This is a genomic window from Streptomyces sp. TLI_053 (genome assembly GCF_900105395.1).
Taxonomy (GTDB): Bacteria; Actinomycetota; Actinomycetes; order Streptomycetales; family Streptomycetaceae; genus Kitasatospora.
Genome location: NZ_LT629775.1, coordinates 5,460,626 through 5,473,810, shown reverse-complemented (window position 1 = coordinate 5,473,810; position 13,185 = coordinate 5,460,626). Strand labels below are relative to the sequence as shown.

12 protein-coding genes are annotated in these 13,185 nt (G+C 74.9%); 7 read left to right on the top strand and 5 right to left on the bottom strand.

The annotated features are described in order from the left end of the window. Positions 1-7 precede the first annotated feature (7 nt). The 3 genes from BLU95_RS22320 to BLU95_RS22310 all read right to left on the bottom strand — a co-directional run bounded on the left by BLU95_RS22320 (position 8) and on the right by BLU95_RS22310 (position 3,270). Positions 8-796, bottom strand: coding sequence for a class I SAM-dependent methyltransferase (locus BLU95_RS22320; protein ID WP_093861593.1), 789 nt, complete (start codon positions 794-796; stop codon positions 8-10). Positions 797-828: 32 nt separating this feature from the next. Beyond that, entirely contained in the window at positions 829-1,656 is an 828-nt protein-coding gene (locus BLU95_RS22315) for a sugar phosphate isomerase/epimerase family protein (protein ID WP_173862281.1), read from the bottom strand. Between the two features lie 651 nt (positions 1,657-2,307). After that, entirely contained in the window at positions 2,308-3,270 is a 963-nt protein-coding gene (locus BLU95_RS22310) for a Ppx/GppA family phosphatase (protein ID WP_093861592.1), read from the bottom strand. 325 nt (positions 3,271-3,595) lie between these two features. On the opposite strand from BLU95_RS22310, the gene BLU95_RS22305 reads away from it, so the two are divergent. Continuing rightward, positions 3,596-4,420 (top strand): DUF3109 family protein, encoded by an 825-nt coding sequence (locus BLU95_RS22305; RefSeq protein WP_093865045.1) that lies wholly within the window; start codon positions 3,596-3,598, stop codon positions 4,418-4,420. A 60-nt stretch (positions 4,421-4,480) separates the two neighbouring features. Here BLU95_RS22305 and BLU95_RS22300 read toward each other — a convergent pair whose 3' ends face one another. Together BLU95_RS22300 and BLU95_RS22295 are read right to left on the bottom strand one after the other, a co-directional pair. After that, a complete protein-coding gene (locus BLU95_RS22300; RefSeq protein ID WP_093861591.1) occupies positions 4,481-5,650 on the bottom strand; it encodes an NADH-quinone oxidoreductase subunit D in 1,170 nt (389 codons plus the stop codon). Continuing rightward, positions 5,647-6,702 (bottom strand): SAM-dependent methyltransferase, encoded by a 1,056-nt coding sequence (locus BLU95_RS22295; protein WP_093861590.1) that lies wholly within the window; start codon positions 6,700-6,702, stop codon positions 5,647-5,649. The genes BLU95_RS22300 and BLU95_RS22295 overlap by 4 nt, the downstream gene beginning before the upstream one ends. A gap of 139 nt (positions 6,703-6,841) precedes the next feature. On the opposite strand from BLU95_RS22295, the gene BLU95_RS22290 reads away from it, so the two are divergent. The 6 genes from BLU95_RS22290 to BLU95_RS22265 all read left to right on the top strand — a co-directional run bounded on the left by BLU95_RS22290 (position 6,842) and on the right by BLU95_RS22265 (position 13,182). Continuing rightward, positions 6,842-8,071, top strand: coding sequence for a sensor histidine kinase (locus BLU95_RS22290; protein WP_093861589.1), 1,230 nt, complete (start codon positions 6,842-6,844; stop codon positions 8,069-8,071). A 97-nt stretch (positions 8,072-8,168) separates the two neighbouring features. Then, positions 8,169-8,861, top strand: a complete 693-nt coding sequence (locus BLU95_RS22285; protein WP_093861588.1) for a response regulator — start codon at positions 8,169-8,171, stop codon at positions 8,859-8,861. Between the two features lie 295 nt (positions 8,862-9,156). Then, a complete protein-coding gene (locus tag BLU95_RS22280) occupies positions 9,157-10,020 on the top strand; it encodes a Rossmann-like and DUF2520 domain-containing protein (protein WP_231978819.1) in 864 nt (287 codons plus the stop codon). Next, positions 10,020-10,925, top strand: coding sequence for a pantoate--beta-alanine ligase (gene panC / locus BLU95_RS22275; RefSeq protein ID WP_093861586.1), 906 nt, complete (start codon positions 10,020-10,022; stop codon positions 10,923-10,925). The genes BLU95_RS22280 and panC overlap by 1 nt, the downstream gene beginning before the upstream one ends. A 118-nt stretch (positions 10,926-11,043) precedes the next feature. Next, complete coding sequence (gene panD, locus BLU95_RS22270; RefSeq protein ID WP_093861585.1) at positions 11,044-11,493, top strand: aspartate 1-decarboxylase; 450 nt, start codon at positions 11,044-11,046, stop codon at positions 11,491-11,493. Positions 11,494-11,508: 15 nt separating this feature from the next. Next, positions 11,509-13,182, top strand: a complete 1,674-nt coding sequence (locus BLU95_RS22265) for an L-aspartate oxidase (protein WP_093861584.1) — start codon at positions 11,509-11,511, stop codon at positions 13,180-13,182. Positions 13,183-13,185 lie beyond the last annotated feature (3 nt).

Genomic DNA, 13,185 nt, shown 5'->3' with positions numbered 1-13,185 from the left:
GCGCGGGTCAGGACGGGGTGACCGCGACGGTCAGGTCCAGCACGTACGGCTCGACCACCGTGCCGTCCGGGAACTCCGCCAGCAGGGCCTCGCGCTCGACCGCCAGCAGCGGTGCGCGCTGCTCCGGGGTGAGGACGGCGAGGTAGGAGCGGGAGGTGAGGTCGGTGATCAGGTGGTCGACGGTGATCCGGCGCTCCCAGCGGAGCACGGCGTGCTCGGTCCGCAGGTCGTACGGGGCGAGGTGGGAGCCGATCTCGTTCACGGCGCCGTAGCCGTGGTAGCTCGTGGGCAGCGCGGCGGCGAGCCGCTCGCCCATCGCCCGCACCCAGGCCACGCCGCTGTCCTTCACGTTCCACCAGACGGCCAGCGCGCCGCCGGGCCGCAGCACCCGGATCGCCTCGGGCACCGAGCGCTCCGGGCGGGTCCAGTGGAAGGCCTGGGCGTAGGTGACGAAGTCCGCCGAGCCGTCGTGGAAGGGCAGCTCGTCGCCGCTGCCGCGGACCAGGCCGAGCCCGGGCGAGACGGCGAGGAACTGCTCGGCCATGCCCGCGGTCGGTTCCACCGCGAGCACGTCGGCGCCGCGGGCGGCCAGCAGCCGGGTCGAGATGCCGGTGCCGGCGCCGACGTCCAGCACCCGCGCGCCCTTCAGGCCGCGCCCGGCCAGCCGCTCCAGCGCGTCGAACAACTCCTGCGGGTACGAGGGCCTGGCCCGGTCGTACTCCGCCGCCACGCCGCCGAAGGACTTCGCCAGTTCACGGAAGTCGCTGCTCGGCCCGGGCCCGGTCTTTTCCGCCATGTGTCCCCCTGTGGACGGCAGTTCGTGTGCCGTCAGCGTACGCGCGCGGGGGTGGCCAGGTGCAAGCGGGTGAAGGCGAGGGCCTCGGCCAGGTCGGCCTCGCGTTCGGCGGGCGACGCGGAGCGGCGGGTGTTGACCTCCAGCACGACGTGGCCGTCGAAGCCGGTCCGGGCGAGGTGTTCCAGCAGTTCGGCGCAGGGCTGCTTGCCCCGGCCGGGGATGAGGTGCTCGTCCTTGCCGGAGCCGGAGCCGTCCGCCAGGTGGATGTGGGCGAGCCGGTCGCCCATCCGCTCGACCATCGCGAAGGCGTCCACCCGCGAGGTGGCGACGTGCGACAGGTCGATGGTGAAGTGCCGGTACTCCTCCTCGGTGACGTCCCAGCCCGGCGCGTACGCCAGCATCTCGCGGTCCTTGTAGCGCCACGGGTACATGTTCTCGACCGCGAAACGGACGTCCGTCTCGCCCGCCATCCGGTGGATGCCCTCGACGAACTCCCGGGCGTACTGGCGCTGCCAGCGGAACGGCGGATGGACCACCACCGCGCTCGCGCCGAGCTTCTCGGCCGCCGCGCGGGCGCGGACCAGCTTGGTCCACGGGTCGGTGCTCCACACCCGCTGGGTGATCAGCAGGCACGGCGCGTGCACCGCGAGGACCGGCATCCGATGGGCGTCGGAGAGCCGGCGCAGCGCCTCGACGTCCTGGCTGACCGGGTCGTTCCAGACCATCACCTCGACACCGTCGTAGCCGAGTTTGGCGGCCAGCTCGAAGGCGACCGCGGTGGTGGCCGGGTAGACCGAGGCGGTGGAGAGCACGACCTTGGTGTCCGGGATGTGCAGGGCCGGGTGCGGGGGCAGGACCAGGCGGTCGGTGGTGCGCAGCAGCGGCGGGCGGGCGGCGGCCTGGCGGGCGGCCTTGACCGACTTCACGGACTGGACGGCGGCCTTGGCGGCGCCGGCCGCCCGGGCGGTGCGGGTGGGCTCGGTGCCGGGGGCCTTGGGCCCCTTGCGCGTCCTGGCGGTCTTCGCCGCCCCGGCGGCCGCGGCGGGTCCGGTCGCACCGGTGGGCCCGGTCGTCCCGGTGGCCTCGGTCGCCTTGGTCGCCTTCGTGGCCTTGCCGGCCGCGCGGCTCGCGGCCTTGCGGGCGGCCTTCTCGGCGACGCCGCCGGCCGCCTCCCGGGCCGCCTGCACCGCCTTGACGCCCTTCGCCGGCCTGACGCCCTTGACCGCCTTGCCGAGCTTGCGGGCCGGCGCGGGAGCCCCGGGACCGGTGTCCGGGCCAGGGGTCGGGTCGGTGTCCGCAACGACGTCCGGAGCCACGTCCGGAGCGGGATCAGGTCCGGTGCGGCGCCCGGCGCGGCGCGGGGCGTCCGGCCGCGGCTTCCCGTCCCGGGGCGCACGGCCCTCCCGCGTCCCGTCCTCGTCCGCTGGTTGCGCCACGGGAGACAGCGTAAGCGGACCGCGCCCGGAACGGGGAGCCGGTCGGCGCGCGCCAGGCCGCCCCGCCCCCTGCGGTCAGGGGGTGAGCACGGGCCGGCGGCGGTCGGCCGGGCTGTCCATGGCGTCCAGCCGGCGCAGGATGATGCCCTCGCGCAGCGCCCAGGGGCAGACGTCCAGCTCGGCCAGGCCGAACAGGTCCATGGCCGCGTCGGCGACCAGCGCGCCCGCGAGCAGCTGCTTGGCGCGGCCCTCGGACACCCCGGGGATCTGCGCCCGCTCGGCGACGGTCATCGCGGACAGCCGGGGCAGCCAGGCGGCGAGGTTGTGGCGGGTGAGCCGGCGGTCCGCGTACGGGCCCGCGTCGGCCGGGGCGGCACCGGTCATCCGGGCCAGCTGCTTGAAGGTCTTGGAGGTGGCGACGGCGTGGTCCGGCGCGCCGAGCCGGGAGATCTCGCCGACGACGGTGGCGATCTCGGCCCGGATGTGCCGTCTGAGCTCGCGCAGCCGCTCGGGGTCGGCGACGTCGCCGGGCAGCCAGCGGGCGGTCAGCCGGCCGGCGCCCAGCGGCACCGAGCAGGCCACGTCCGGCTGCTCGTCCAGGCCGCAGGCGATCTCCAGCGAGCCGCCGCCGATGTCGAGGTTGAGCAGCCGGCCGGAGGACCAGCCGAACCAGCGGCGGACCGCGAGGAAGGTGAGCCGGGCCTCGTCCTGGCCGGAGAGCACCCGCAGTTCGACCCCGGTCTCCTCGGCGACCCGGCGGAGCACCTCCTCGCCGTTGGCGGCCTCGCGCACGGCCGAGGTGGCGAAGGGCAGTATGTCGACCACGCCCTTGTCCTCGGCGACCCGCAGCGAGGAAGCGATCATGCCGATCAGCTTCTCGACCCCGGACCCGCCGATCGCGCCCTGCTCGTCGAGCAGTTCGGCGAGCCGCAGCTCGGCCTTGTGGGAGTACGCGGGCAGCGGGGCGGCGCCCGGGTGGGCGTCGACCACCAGGAAGTGGACCGTGTTGGAACCTACGTCGAGCACACCGAGTCGCATAACCCTCCACGCTACGCGATCTCACGCCGAACGAGACCGGTCGTGCCGGTGTTCGTGCTGGTCCGGGTACTGATCGCGGCCCGGGGCGGTCGGCCCGCGCCGGACCGGGGCCCCGGTTCGAACGGCATTCGGCCGGTGTTGACCGGGCGTTCACCGGGCCCGGCGGTGAACTCGCCGTGAACCGCGCGACCACGGACGGTTCGCAGCTCCGCGGAGGCTCTACCCTTGCCGGGTGGCAGCAGCAGACACGTCCCAGCACAGCGGCACCCCCAAGGGCGGCAGGAAGAAGTCCGGGAGCGGCGGCCCGGGCGCCGTCGACCTGGCGATGCCGACCCTCCGCTCCGAACTCCGCCCCGAGGTCCCGCTCGACTTCCCGCGCGCCTGGGTCGAGTTCACCGACCCCGAGCACGAGGAGCAGGTCTTCCGCTGCGACCTGACCTGGCTGACCTCCCGCTGGTCGTGCATCTTCGGCCAGGGCTGCCAGGGCATCCGCGAGGGCCGGGGCGAGTCCGACGGCTGCTGCACCCTGGGCGCGCACTACTCGGACGAGGACGACGAGAAGCGCGTGGCCGGCCACGCGGCCCGGCTGACCCCGGAGCTGTGGGAGAACCACGCGCACGGCACCGACGCCAAGGGCCGGCTCAGGCTCGACGGCGGCATCACCATGTTCGACGAGGACGGCGACCGCCAGACCCGGCGGGTCGACGGCGCCTGCATCTTCGTGAACAGCCCCGGCTTCGCCGGCGGAGGGGGCTGCGCCCTGCACGCGCTGGCGCTCGCGGAGGGCCGCGAGCCGCTGGAGACCAAGCCGGACGTCTGCTGGCAGCTGCCGGTGCGCCGGACCTACGACTGGATCGACCGGCCGGACGACACCCGCTACCTCCAGGTCACCATCGGCGAGTACGACCGCCGGGGCTGGGGCCCGGGCGGCCACGACCTGCACTGGTGGTGCACCGGCAGCCCGGACGCCCACCAGGGCGCCGACCCGGTGTACGTCAGCTACCGCCCGGAGCTCACCGAGCTGATGGGCCGGGCCGCGTACAGGACGCTGGCCGGCCTCTGCGAGGAGCGGATCGCCACCAAGGGCGACCGAAAGGTGGCCCCGCACCCGGCCGACCCGGCGAAGCGGCCGAAGGCGCCGAAGAAGTGACCGGAGCGGGAGCGCCCCCGCGGCGCACCCCGGGGGCGGGCCCGGCCCGCCCCCGGCCGGCTACTTGTCGATGTCGCCGACGACGAAGAACATCGAGCCCAGGATCGCCACCATGTCCGCGACCAGCGTCCCCGGCAGCAGCTCGGTCAGGGTCTGGATGTTGTTGAACGAGGCCGAGCGCAGCTTCAGCCGCCACGGCGTCTTGTCGCCGCGCGACACCAGGTAGTAGCCGTTGACGCCGAGCGGGTTCTCGGTCCAGGCGTAGGTGCTGCCCTCCGGGGCCTTGAGCACCTTGGGCAGCCGCAGGTTGACCGGCCCGGGAGCGAGCGTGGCCAGCTTGTCGAGGCAGGCGTCGGCGAGGTCGAGCGCGTTGGCGGTCTGCTCCAACAGGCATTCGAAGCGGGCCAGGCAGTCGCCCTCCTCGCGGGTGACCACGGTCAGCACCTGCCGCAGCTCCTCGCTGCCGTACGCCAGGTAGGGCTCGTCCCGGCGCAGGTCGAGGTCCAGCCCGCTCGCCCGCGCGATCGGGCCGCTGGCGCCGTACGCCTCGGCCTGCGCCCGGGTCAGGACGCCGACCCCGGCGGTGCGGGCGCGGAAGATCTCGTTGCCCAGCACGAGGTCCTCGAAGACCGGCAGCTGGGAGCGGACGACGGCGACGGCGGCGCGGACCCGGCCGAGCCAGCCGGCCGGTAGGTCCTCCTTGAGGCCGCCGACCCGGTTGAACATGTAGTGCATGCGGCCGCCCGAGGCCTCCTCCAGCACGTGCTGGAGGTCCTCGCGGCCGGTGAAGGCGTGGAAGATCGGGGTGATCCCGCCCAGCTCCAGCGGGTAGGAGCCGAGGAACATCAGATGGTTGAGGACGCGGTTCAGCTCGGCCAGCAGGGTGCGGATCCACACCGCCCGCTCGGGCACCTCCATGCCGAGCATCCGCTCGACGCCGAGCACCACGCCCAGTTCGTTGGAGAAGGCCGAGAGCCAGTCGTGCCGGTTCGCCAGCATGATGATCTGCCGGTAGTCCCGGGCCTCGAAGAGCTTCTCCGCACCCCGGTGCATGTAGCCGATCACCGGCTCGGCGCTGACGATGCGCTCGCCGTCCAGCACCAGGCGCAGGCGCAGCACGCCGTGGGTCGCCGGGTGCTGCGGGCCGATGTTGAGCACCATGTCGGTGCCGCCCGCCCCGCCCGTGACGTTCTCGGCTCCCGCCCCGATGCCGACCGTGGTCTCCCTCATGGGGTCAGAGTCTGCCATCCCGGCAGCGCCCCGAGGCTCGGCGGTACCGGCATCCGGACGGCCTGCGAGAGCCAGCCGAATCCGCCCAGGCCCGCGGCGTCGGTGAGCTCGGCGCCCTCGCCCGCGCCGCCGAGCGCGCGCAGGTAGCCGACCGGGTCGCTGGAGGCGAGCGCCAGCGGGGGCCTGGCGCCGCTGACCCCGAGCGCCCGCAGCGCCTCCCGCTGCGTCGTCCACAGGCTGTGGAGACCGGGCGCGGCCGCCGCGTCCAGGGCCACGTGCGCGGTGACGTCGCACGAGCCGTCGGGCACCGGGGGCACCTCGCGGCCGGCCCGGAAGCCGGTCCGGGTGGGGAACGGCGGGCGGCGGCCCGCGGTGTGCCCGTAGTCGACCGCGACGGCCAGGCCCCGGTCCAGACCGGCCACCGCGTGCGCCCAGGCGGCGTCCCTGGGCGCACCGAACTCGACGAAGTCCCCGGGCCGTTCGGCCGGCCACCAGCGGGCGGCCCAGTCGGCGTCGGCGGGGTCCACGGGCCCGCCGAGCCGCTCCTCGCCGGTCGCCGGGTCCACTTCCAGGTAGCGCAGCAGCCCGTCCTCGCCGACCTCGCCGGTGTCCAGCGGCACGTTGTCCAGCCACTCGTTGGCGAACAGCAGCCCGGTGACGCCGCGCGGCACCTCGGCCGTCCACACCGTCCCGTCCCAGCTCCGCTCCGTCCACAGGCCTGTGGACGGAGCGGCGGGCGGCGCGTCCGGGCGGGCGGCGAGCTCCACCGCCCACACCCGCAGCCGCTCGCCCACCGGCTCCGGCAGTTCGGCCAGCACCCCGGCGACCAGTTCGCCCCGGCCGGCCCCGACGTCCACGAAGGCCAGCTCCTCCGGGCGGCCGAGCGCCTCGTCCACCTCCAGCAGCAGCCGGGCCACCGCCCGGGCGAACAGCGGCGAGGCGTGCACCGAGGTCCGGAAGTGCCCGGCCGGGCCCTCCGGCCTGCGGTAGAAGCCGCCGTCGGGGTCGTAGAGGGCACGCTCCGTGGCGGGCGCCCACCGCATCCAGGTCATGGGGCGGGACGCTACACACCCGGTCCGTACCCGCCCAATCCCTACGGCAGCGGCATGCCGGGCTCTCCGACCTAGGGAGTAGGGCGGATCGCCCTCCCGGCGGACCTGGGCACGGGGTGCGACTGCCTACGCTTGAGTCGTGCATCGACTCAACGCCTGGCTCCGCCGTCACCCGATGGTGATCGACTCCGTCTGGGCCGCGATGGTGCTCTTCGTCGGCGTGCTGCCGGAGGACGGGACCGGAAACAGCGGCTGGCGACTCGGGGTCCACTTCGCCGTCGCCGTCCTGCTTCCCCTGCTGATGGTGTTCCGCCGCCGCTTCCCCGACGCGACCGTGGCCGCCGCGGGCCTGATCGGCTTCACCCAGGTCCTCCTGGACGTCAACCCGGCGATCTCCAGCATCGCCTACCTGGTGTTCGCCTACACCGGCGCCGCGTTCGGCAGGCCGTGGACGTCCCGGTTCGCGCTGCTGGGCGGCCTGGCCGCGGGCCCGCTGGTGTACTGGCGGCTGCATCCGCAGAAGTTCGAGTCGGCCACCGACTCGGACGTCCACTACGTCAGCTACTCCGTTCCCGAGGCGCTGCTCATCATCGGTCTGATGACCACCCCGTTCGTCCTCTGCTGGGCCTGGGGCCGGCTGACCCGGGTGCGCCGGGCGTACCTGGTCGAGCTGGAGGACCGCGCGGCCCGGCTGGAGCGGGAGCGCGACGCCCAGTCCAAGGTCGCGGTCGCCGCCGAGCGGGCCCGGATCGCCCGCGAGCTGCACGACGTGGTCGCGCACAACGTCTCGGTGATGATCGTCCAGGCCGACGGCGCCGCCTACGTCCTGGACAACTCGCCGCAGCAGGCCAAGGAGGCGCTGGGCACCATCGCCTCCACCGGCCGGCAGGCGCTGGTCGAGATGCGCCGGCTGCTGGGCGTGCTGCGCAGCGCCGACAGCAAGGGTGAGGAGTACGTGCCGCAACCCGGCGTCGAGGAGCTGCCGGAACTGCTCGACCAGGTCCGCACGGCCGGCCTCCAGGTGGACTTCGCCACCTCCGGCCACCCGCGCGAGCTGCCGCGCGGCGTCGAGCTGACGGTCTACCGGATCGTTCAGGAGGCGCTGACCAACGTCCGCAAGCACGGCGGCCCCGATGTCCACGCCCGGGTCGCGGTCGACTTCGGCGAGCGCGAACTCGCGGTGCTGGTCGAGGACGACGGCCGCGGCAGCACCGACGAGCAGCTCGCGTCCGGCGGCCCCGACGGCCAGGGCCACGGCCTGATCGGGATGCGCGAGCGGGTCGGTATGGTCAGCGGCAGCCTCGACATCGGGCCGCGCCCCGGCGGCGGGTTCCGGATCCGCGCCGTCCTGCCGCTCAAGGCCGCCTGACCACGGCCGCCCGCCGACCCCGGACACCCGACCCGGACACCCCGCCGACGGACGCCACCGACCCCCGCTGTCCTCCCCGAGGAACTAGGAGCCACCCTTGACCATCCGCGTGATGCTGGTCGACGACCAGGAGCTGCTGCGCACCGGATTCCGGATGATCCTGCAGTCGCAGGGGGACATCGAGATCGTCGCCGAGGCCGGGGACGGCGCCCAGGCCGTGGACAAGCTCCGGCACACGGAGGTGGACGTCATCCTCATGGACGTCCGGATGCCGCGGCTGGACGGGGTGCAGGCCACCCGGCGGATCTGCCTGGCCGAGGACGGCAGCCCGGTGCCGAACGCCCCGCACGTGCTCATCCTCACCACCTTCGACCTCGACGAGTACGCCTTCGCCGCGCTCAAGGCCGGGGCCAGCGGCTTCCTGCTCAAGGACGTGCCGCCGACCGAGCTGGTGGCCGCGATCCGCGCCGTCCACGGCGGGGACGCCGTGGTCGCGCCGACCACCACCCGACGCATGATCGACCGCTTCGCCGAGGTGCTGCCGACCCCGCAGAGCGGCCCGGGCGGCGCCGACACCCTGGGCCCGCTCACCGAGCGGGAGCGCGAGGTGTTCCTGCTGGTCGCCCAGGGCCTGTCGAACGGGGAGATCGCGGCCAAGCTGGTGCTCTCCGAGGCCACCGTGAAGACCCACGTCGGGCGGATCCTGGCCAAGCTGGGTCTGCGCGACCGGGTCCAGGCCGTGGTGCTGGCCTACGAGGCCGGGCTGATCCGGGCCGGCGCCACCGACTGACCCCGCCGCCGGCGGGCGACCCGCCCCCGCCGACGGGCCGCCCGCGGCCCACCCGCGCTCCGGGCCCGGCCCGCGCCCGCTCCGGCCCGCACCCGGTCCGGAGCGAACCGCTCCGCGGGCCCGGTCCCGACCGTAGACTGGGCCGGTACGTCCGGTACCCCGGCAGTGGACTGGAACGGAACCCCTGGACAAAGGTGGACGCGTGAGTCCGTCCGACTTCGCCGACCGCGGCGAGTTCGCCCCGCTCGCCGACGGCTTCGGCGACCCGGCCGACCCCGGCAACCGCCCCGCCCGCCTGGCCGTCGGCGTGGTCGGCACCGGCCGGGTCGGCCCGGCTCTCGGAGCCGCCCTCCAGCTGGCCGGCCACAAGGTGGTCGCCGCCTCCGGGGTGTCCGCCGGCTCGCGCCGCCGGGCCGAGGCCCTGCTGCCGGGCGTACGGATCGTCACCCCGCCGCAGGTGCTGGCCGCCGCCGACCTCGTCCTGCTCACCGTCCCCGACGACGCGCTGGCCGACCTGGTCACCGGCCTCGCCGCCACCGGCGCCGTCCGGCCCGGGCAGATCCTGGTGCACACCTCCGGCGCGCACGGCGTGGCCGTGCTGGAGCCGGCCGCCGCGGCCGGCGCGCTGCCGCTCGCGCTGCACCCCGCGATGACCTTCACCGGCACCTCGGTCGACCTGGCCCGGCTGGCCGGCTGCCCCTTCGGGGTGACCGCCCCCGAGGAGCTGCGCCCGGTCGCCGAGGCACTGGTGGTGGAGATGGGCGGCGAACCCGAGTGGGTGCCGGAGAGCGTCCGCCCGATGTACCACACCGCCCTCGCGCACGGTGCCAACCACCTGGTCACGCTGGTCGCGCAGGCGATGGAGCTGCTGCGCACGGCCGGCGTCGCCGAACCCGGCCGGATGCTCGGCCCGCTGCTCGGCGCCGCCCTCGACAACTCCCTGCGCTCCGGCGACGCGGCCCTCACCGGCCCGGTCGCCCGGGGCGACGCCGGCACCGTACGGCGCCACCTGGCGCAGCTCAGTACGGTGTCCCCGGACATCCCCGCCGCCTACCGGGCGATGGCCCGGGCCACCGCCCAGCGGGCCCTGGCCCGCGGAACGATCGACGAGACGTCGGCGGCGGCGCTGCTGGACGTACTGAACGAGGAGAAGCAGTAATGGCACGCGGCAAGCAGCCGGGCAAGGCCCAGCACGCCCCGAAGGTCCACCGGGCCGTCGTCACCCGCACCGTCGACGACTTCGAGGCGGCGTTCTGGCCCGACGAGCAGCCGGTCGACAACGCGGTCGTGATGACGATGGGCGCCCTGCACGAGGGCCACGCCGCGCTGATCCGGGCCGCCCGCAAGCAGGTCGGCCGGGACGGCCGGGTCGCCGTCACCGTCTTCGTCAACCCGTTGCAGTTCGGCGCCGGGGAGGACCTCGAGCGCTACCCGCGCAGCCTGGACGACGACGTGCGGCTGGCCGAGGCCAGCGGCGCCGACGTGGTCTTCGCGCCGTCCGCCGACGAGGTCTACCCGAACGGCGAGCCGCAGGTGCGGATGGCAGCCGGCCCGATGGGCGAGCGCTACGAGGGCGCCACCCGGCCCGGCCACTTCGACGGGGTGCTGACCGTCGTCGCCAAGCTGCTGCACATCACCGACCCGGACTTCGCGTTCTTCGGCGAGAAGGACGCCCAGCAGCTGGCGGTCGTCCGCCGGATGGTGGCGGACCTGGACTTCGACGTGGAGATCGTCGGCGTGCCGACCGTCCGCGAGGAGGACGGCCTGGCGCTCTCCTCCCGCAACCGCTACCTCTCGGCGGAGGAGCGCACCCGCGCCCTGGCCCTGTCCGCGGCCCTGTTCGCCGGCCGGGACGCCGCCGCGCGGGGCCCGGAGGCCGTCCGCGAGGCCGCCTCGGCCGCGCTCGACGCCGCCGGGGGCGTCGACCTCGACTACCTCGCCCTGATCGATCCGCACGACTTCACCGAGGCGCCGGACGACTTCCGGGGCGAGGCGGTGCTCGCCGTCGCCGCGAAGGTGGGCACGACCCGCCTGATCGACAACGTCCGCATCATCGTCCGGTAGGCATCGCGCCGGACCGGCACACCCGACCCGCGGCACCCCACCGGAACGAACGCTCTCCCGCAGAGCGCCGGCCCGCCAGTACCCCCTAGGCATGCACTCACAGGAGGCGTGACCCGCAATGCTCCGCACCATGCTCAAGTCCAAGATCCACCGGGCCACCGTGACCCAGGCCGACCTGCACTACGTCGGCTCGGTCACGGTGGACGAGGACCTGCTCGACGCCGCCGACCTGCTCCCCGGCGAGCTGGTCCACATCGTCGACATCAACAACGGCGCCCGGCTGGAGACGTACACCATCGCGGGCCCGCGCGGCTCCGGCGTCATCGGCATCAACGGCGCCGCCGCCCGCCTGGTCCACCCCGGTGACCTGGTCATCCTCATCGCCTACGGGCAGATGGACACCGCCGAGGCCAAGGGCTACCTGCCCAAGGTCGTCTTCGTGGACGAGCGGAACCGGGTCACCGGCCTCGGCGGCGACCCGGCCGAGGCCGGGGAGGGCACCGGACTGCTGCGCGGCGACGCGGCGTACCGTGGCGACAACGGCGCGGCCGGCCCGGTCGCGCGCTAAGGAGCCACTGAAGTCATGTCCGTCACCCACCGCCTCACCGCCCCAGCGCCGGGCTGGACCGCCGACACCGATGTCGTCGTGGTCGGCTCCGGCGTGGCCGGGCTCACCGTCGCCCTCAACGTCCGCCGGGCCGGCCTGCGGGCCCTGGTGGTCACCAAGGCGATGCTGGACGACGGTTCCACCCGCTGGGCCCAGGGCGGCGTCGCGGCCGCCCTGGGCGAGGGGGACACCCCCGAGCAGCACCTGACCGACACCCTGGTGGCGGGCGCCGGGCTGTGCGACGAGGACAGCGTCCGCACCCTGGTCACCGAGGGCCCGGACGCGGTCCGCCGGCTGATCGCGCTCGGCGCGGACTTCGACCGGGGCGAGGACGGCGACGTCCTGCTCACCCGCGAGGGCGGCCACCACCGGAACCGGATCGCGCACGCCGGCGGGGACGCCACCGGCGCCGAGATATCCCGCGCCCTGGTCGAGGCCGTCCGGCGGGACCCGGACATCGAGCTGATCGAGCACGCCCTGGTGCTCGACCTGCTCACCGACGCCGAGGGGCACGCCGCCGGACTCACCCTGCACGTGATGGGCGAGGGCCAGCGGGACGGCGTCGGCGCCGTCCGCGCCCGCGCGGTGGTGCTCGCCACCGGCGGCATGGGCCAGGTCTTCTCGGCCACCACCAACCCGCCGGTCTCCACCGGGGACGGCGTGGCGCTCGCGCTGCGGGCCGGCGCCGAGGTCACCGACCTGGAGTTCGTCCAGTTCCACCCCACCGTGCTCTGGCTCGGCCCCGAGGCGGAGGGCCAGCAGCCGCTGGTCTCCGAAGCGGTCCGCGGCGAGGGCGCGCACCTGGTGGACGCGGACGGCGTCCGGTTCATGGTCGGGCAGCACGAGCTGGCCGAACTGGCCCCGCGCGACATCGTCGCCAAGGCGATCACCCGCCGGATGCAGGAGCACGACACCGACCACATGTACCTGGACGGCCGGCACTTCGGCGCCGAGATGTGGCAGCGCCGCTTCCCCACCATCCTGGCCTCCTGCCGCGCGCACGGCATCGACCCGGTCACCGAGCCGATCCCGATCGCGCCGGCCGCGCACCACGCCTCCGGCGGGGTGCGCACCGACAACAGCGGCCGGACCTCCGTCCCCGGCCTCTACGCGTGCGGCGAGGTGGCCTGCACCGGGGTGCACGGCGCCAACCGGCTGGCCTCCAACTCGCTGCTGGAGGGCCTGGTCTTCGCCGAGCGGATCGCCGCCGACCTGGCCGCCCGGCACACCGCCGGGGAGCTGCCCGAACGCGCCGTGGACACCGGAGCGGCCCGCGCGGCCCACCCGGTGCCGCTGCCCGCGCCCGAGGCCCGGGCCGAGATCCAGCGGCTGATGTCGCGCGGCACCGGTGTGCTGCGCTCGGCCGCGTCGATGGCCGCCACGGCGGAGGGGCTGGCCCTGATCGCCGGGCAGACCCGCGCCGCCGTCGCCGAGGAGAAGCCGGCCGACCCCCGGGTGGAGACCTGGGAGGCCGCCAACCTGCTGCTGGTCGCCGACGCCCTGGTCACCGCCGCCGCGCAGCGCGAGGAGACCCGCGGCTGCCACTGGCGCGAGGACTTCCCGGAGCGCGACGACGCGCACTGGCGACGCCATCTGATCACCACCCTCACCGCCTCCGGCGGACCCGTCAGCACCCTCGAGGAGCCGTAACCA

Bases quoted from the DNA above. Each gene is read 5' to 3' on its own strand.
- BLU95_RS22320 (WP_093861593.1), bottom strand. From the start codon at position 796: ATGGCGGAAAAGACCGGGCCCGGGCCGAGCAGCGACTTCCGTGAACTG.
- BLU95_RS22310 (WP_093861592.1), bottom strand. From the start codon at position 3,270: ATGCGACTCGGTGTGCTCGACGTAGGTTCCAACACGGTCCACTTCCTG.
- BLU95_RS22305 (WP_093865045.1), top strand. From the start codon at position 3,596: ATGCCGACCCTCCGCTCCGAACTCCGCCCCGAGGTCCCGCTCGACTTC.
- BLU95_RS22300 (WP_093861591.1), bottom strand. From the start codon at position 5,650: ATGAGGGAGACCACGGTCGGCATCGGGGCGGGAGCCGAGAACGTCACG.
- BLU95_RS22295 (WP_093861590.1), bottom strand. From the start codon at position 6,702: ATGACCTGGATGCGGTGGGCGCCCGCCACGGAGCGTGCCCTCTACGAC.
- panC (WP_093861586.1), top strand. From the start codon at position 10,020: ATGGCACGCGGCAAGCAGCCGGGCAAGGCCCAGCACGCCCCGAAGGTC.
- panD (WP_093861585.1), top strand. From the start codon at position 11,044: ATGCTCCGCACCATGCTCAAGTCCAAGATCCACCGGGCCACCGTGACC.
- BLU95_RS22265 (WP_093861584.1), top strand. From the start codon at position 11,509: ATGTCCGTCACCCACCGCCTCACCGCCCCAGCGCCGGGCTGGACCGCC.